Raw genomic sequence first — 2,635 nt, 5'->3', positions numbered from 1 at the left:
CAACAGGAGAAACGCACATGATCACCCGTCACCAATCCGGCCCCCGCATGAGCCAGATCGTCACCCATAACGGCACTGTTTACTTGGCCGGACAGGTCGCAAAAGGCGCGACTGTGGCCGAGCAGACCGCTGGTTGCCTTGCCCAGGTCGACGCCCTTTTGGCCGAGGCCGGATCGGACAACACCCACATGTTGCAGGTGGTCATTTGGCTGAGCGATATGGCGGATTTTGCCGAAATGAACGGCGTGTGGGACGCATGGGTCCCCCAAGGTCACACACCGGCCCGTGCCTGCGGAGAAGCCAAGCTGGCCACCCCCGAATACAAGGTCGAAATCATCGTGACCGCCGCGCAAGCTTAGGCAAAAATGTTACCGCTAACAGCTTGACAAAGAACCGGATCAATAGTCACCTTCCAGACGTCAAAAGGCGGGGTTCACCCGCCATCATCTGGGAGGTAACTATGACAAAACGTCTTTTTAAGGCGGTGCTTACGAGCGCCGTCGTAGCCGCGTCCGCTGGCGGTGTATTCACCGCAACGAGCGCGCAGGCTGCTGAATGTATTGCACCCGCAAACCCCGGCGGCGGTTGGGACTTTACCTGCCGTCAAATCGGCAAAATCATGTACGACATCGGCCTTGTTGATGCGCCCGTACAAATCACCAACATGGCCGGTGGCGGCGGCGGTCTGGCGTATGGCACAGTCGCAAATGAGCGGACTGACGATGCAGACCTGATCGTGGCTGCAAGCCAAGCCACCGCGACGCGCCTTGCGCAAAACGCATACGGCGGCGCAACACCTGATCAAGTGCGCTTTTTGGGCGCCATCGGGGCTGATCCCGGTGTGATCGTTGTCTCTGCGGATAGCCCTTTCCAAAACCTCGGCGATCTGGTCGCAGCCATGAAGGCTGACCCCGGTTCTGTGGCCTTTGCCGGCGGTTCCGCTGCAGGCGGCTTTGACCACCTGAAGGTGCTGCAAGTGGCCCAAGCTGGCGGCGTGACTGACGTCACCAAAATTCGCTACATCGGCGTGGACGGCGGCGCAGACGCGATCACCCAAACAGTTGGTGGGTTCACCCAAGGGATGACGGGCGATATGTCCGAAATCGTGGGCTTCCTAGGTACGGGCGAAGTCCGCGCACTGGCTGTGCTCTCGAACGAGCGTGTGCCCGGTTTTGACGACATCCCCACCGCGGTGGAGCAAGGTTTTGACGTGGTTGCCGTGAACTGGCGCGGCCTGTACGTGCCCAAGGACATCTCGGACGAGCGCTTCAACGACTGGGTTGCCAAGCTGCAAGCAGTGGGCGAATCCGACGAATGGCAAGCTGCAATGAAGGCGAATGGCCTTGCACCGTTCACCGTGATCGGTAGCGACTTTGAAAGCTTCATCGCGCAAAACATGGCCGATGTGACCAAGCTGTCCAAAGAAATCGGCATTATCCAATAAGCACACGCTTATTCTAATGCTGGGCGCACATTATTTCGTGCGCCCAGCCCCCCTCCGACACTCTGGAGTTTTTCCAATGCTTGCTAGCGACCGCATTTTTGGTGCGTTGGTCGTGCTCGGCGCCCTTGGCTACGTCGCAACCGCTGCCCAAATTCCTGCCCCGTTTTTCTCTGACCCGCTTGGGACGCGTGCGTTTCCGATGATTGTGGGCAGCTGCGCAGCACTATGCGGTGCGATGATGGTCTGGCGCCCCGATGGTGAGCCAGAGTGGCCTGGCCTTGCTTCCCTCGGCGCGCTGTTGGTCGCGACAATTGCGTTGGTAGGTTATGCCTATGCGCTCAAACCGATGGGTTTTTTGCTGCCCACGGCGGTCGTTTCTGCGGTCCTGAGTTATCAAATCGCGCCCCGCGTCGTGCCCGCGATCCTAGCCGGTCTGGGCCTGTCGGTCGGGCTTTTTGTTCTGTTTCGCTTCGTGCTGGGTCTGAGCCTGTTTGGCTTCCCACACGGCTGGTTTTAAGGGCGCGCGCGCATGGATCTTTTGGCAAATCTTTCCCTCGGCTTTGGCATTGCGCTATCGCCCTATACTTTGATGCTGGCCGTTTTGGGCTGTTTCATCGGCACGATCGTGGGCGCCCTGCCGGGGCTTGGCCCCGCGAATGGCGTTGCGATCATGATCCCGATCACATTTTCGCTTGGCCTTGATGCCGTCGCGGCCTTGGTTCTGCTAACGTCGATATACTACGGCGCCATGTACGGTGGCCGGATCAGTTCGATCTTGCTCAACATTCCCGGCGATGAGCCCGCGATGATGACATGCCTGGATGGCCACCCAATGGCCAAGAATGGCCGTCCGGGTGACGCCTTGGTGATCTCGGGTGTGGCCTCATTTGTGGGGGCATTTTTGTCGACCATCGGGTTGATGCTGTTGGCCCCTGCGCTGTCGCGGATTGCCTATCAATTCGGCCCGGCAGAGTATTTCGCCCTTTACCTGTTAGCCTTCTGCACCTTGGGGGGCATTGCCTCCAACAACCAAGCAAAGGCGGCCTTTGCGTCCTGCCTTGGGATCATGATTGCGATGATCGGGTTGGACCCGAACTCTGGCATGGCGCGTCTGACAGGGGGCAATTTGCACCTCTATGACGGGATCGATTTCCTTGTGGCCATCGTCGGCTTGTTCGCCGTGTCCGAGGT

The 2,635-nt window shown here is 59.1% G+C and carries 4 protein-coding genes; all 4 read left to right on the top strand.

Annotation, left to right across the window (positions count from 1 at the left end):
• Positions 1 to 17: 17 nt before the first annotated feature.
• A complete protein-coding gene (locus tag AC4GMC_RS18180; RefSeq protein WP_487877527.1) occupies positions 18 to 359 on the top strand; it encodes a RidA family protein in 342 nt (113 codons plus the stop codon).
• Between the two features lie 101 nt (positions 360 to 460).
• Positions 461 to 1,444, top strand: coding sequence for a Bug family tripartite tricarboxylate transporter substrate binding protein (locus AC4GMC_RS18175; RefSeq protein ID WP_487877526.1), 984 nt, complete (start codon positions 461 to 463; stop codon positions 1,442 to 1,444).
• A 76-nt stretch (positions 1,445 to 1,520) separates the two neighbouring features.
• Positions 1,521 to 1,961, top strand: coding sequence for a tripartite tricarboxylate transporter TctB family protein (locus AC4GMC_RS18170; RefSeq protein WP_487877525.1), 441 nt, complete (start codon positions 1,521 to 1,523; stop codon positions 1,959 to 1,961).
• 12 nt (positions 1,962 to 1,973) lie between these two features.
• On the top strand, positions 1,974 to 2,635 hold a 662-nt coding region (locus tag AC4GMC_RS18165), incomplete at its 3' end, for a tripartite tricarboxylate transporter permease (protein ID WP_488082261.1).

It is taken from the genome of Thalassobacter sp., assembly GCF_982993085.1.
Note: the sequence above shows the minus strand (reverse complement) of the source record. Positions and strands in the feature narration are given on the sequence as shown.

What these genes read in the sequence shown, in the direction of transcription:
- AC4GMC_RS18180 (WP_487877527.1), top strand. Translation starts at nt 18, where the DNA reads ATGATCACCCGTCACCAATCCGGCCCCCGCATGAGCCAGATCGTCACC.
- AC4GMC_RS18175 (WP_487877526.1), top strand. Translation starts at nt 461, where the DNA reads ATGACAAAACGTCTTTTTAAGGCGGTGCTTACGAGCGCCGTCGTAGCC.
- AC4GMC_RS18170 (WP_487877525.1), top strand. Translation starts at nt 1,521, where the DNA reads ATGCTTGCTAGCGACCGCATTTTTGGTGCGTTGGTCGTGCTCGGCGCC.